This window comes from Streptococcus sp. SK643 (assembly GCF_000259505.1).
GTDB lineage: Bacteria > Bacillota > Bacilli > Lactobacillales > Streptococcaceae > Streptococcus.
The window spans coordinates 1-1,199 of the sequence record NZ_AJMM01000018.1 but is presented as its reverse complement, the minus strand read 5'-3'; the positions used below and the strand labels follow the sequence as shown (position 1 = coordinate 1,199).

The 1,199-nt window shown below is 45.9% G+C and carries 1 protein-coding gene; it reads left to right on the top strand.

The genetic code is table 11. The annotated features are described in order from the left end of the window. Window positions 1-1,199 (top strand): collagen-flanked surface repeat-containing protein (locus tag HMPREF1117_RS07130; protein WP_000463290.1); only part of this gene is annotated, 1,199 nt, incomplete at both ends.

Genomic DNA, 1,199 nt, shown 5'->3' with positions numbered 1-1,199 from the left:
GGTCTCACTGGAGCTAAAGGTGAAAAAGGAGACCGAGGCGAACGTGGTCTGACTGGAGCTAAAGGTGAAAAAGGAGACCAAGGTCAGGCAGGTCGTGACGGTGTAACTCCAACCGTAACCGTTAAAGATAATAAAGATGACGGCACTCATACTATCACGATTAACGACGGTAGAGGTAATGTTACAAGTACTGTTGTAAGAGATGGTTTCGATGGCGCAAGTCCATTAGTTGCGACTCAACGAAATGACGCAGATAAAACAACGACCGTTATCTTCTATTATGACCAAAATGATAATAACGAATTTGATGCAGGCGATACAAAACTAAAAGAAGTTGTTATTGCAGATGGAGCCAAAGGTGAAAAAGGGGACCAAGGCGAACGTGGATTAACTGGAGCTAAAGGTGAAAAAGGTGAACGTGGAGACCGTGGTGAAACAGGAGCAGCGGGACGTGATGGTAAAACGCCACAAATTACGCAAGCTCGTGGAAAAGATGGACGTAGTACTGATATAACATTTACTATTCCTGGCGAAGAGCCTGTAACCGTTAATGTAAAAGACGGAAAAGATGGACGTACACCAACTATTGATTTAAATGCCTTAGCAGAAGCAGCAGCAAGAATTAATAATCAAAGAAGCGGAAGAGTAAGAAGAGCATTAGCAGATGCCCCATCTACAGCACCAGCATCACAACCAGTAGATGGTACTCGTATTACAGCATATTTTGATAACAATGGTAACGGTAAATACGATCCAGATGTGGATGAATTAATTAGTTCAGCTGATATTTTAAATGGTAAAAATGGTGCTAATGGTGCTAATGGTGCAGCCGGAGAAGATGGCCGTAACGGTGCTGAATTACTAAGTGGTCCTAATGCTCCAACAGCTCAAGATGGTAAAGATGGTGACACATACATCGATGCAACTACAGGAGACGTTTACAAAAAAGAAGGCGAAAACTGGAAGCAAATCGGTAACATTCGTGGACCTCAAGGTCTAAAAGGTGAAGCCGGAGTTGCAGGACCACAAGGGCCAAAAGGTCCTAAGGGAGACCAAGGTGCTCAAGGTCTTCAAGGACCTGCTGGTCGTGATGGCGCTCAAGGACCTGCAGGACGTGACGGACGTGAAGGTGTACCAGGGCCAGCGGGACGCGACGGACGTGATGGAGCGCAAGGACCTGCAGGACGTGACGGACGTGA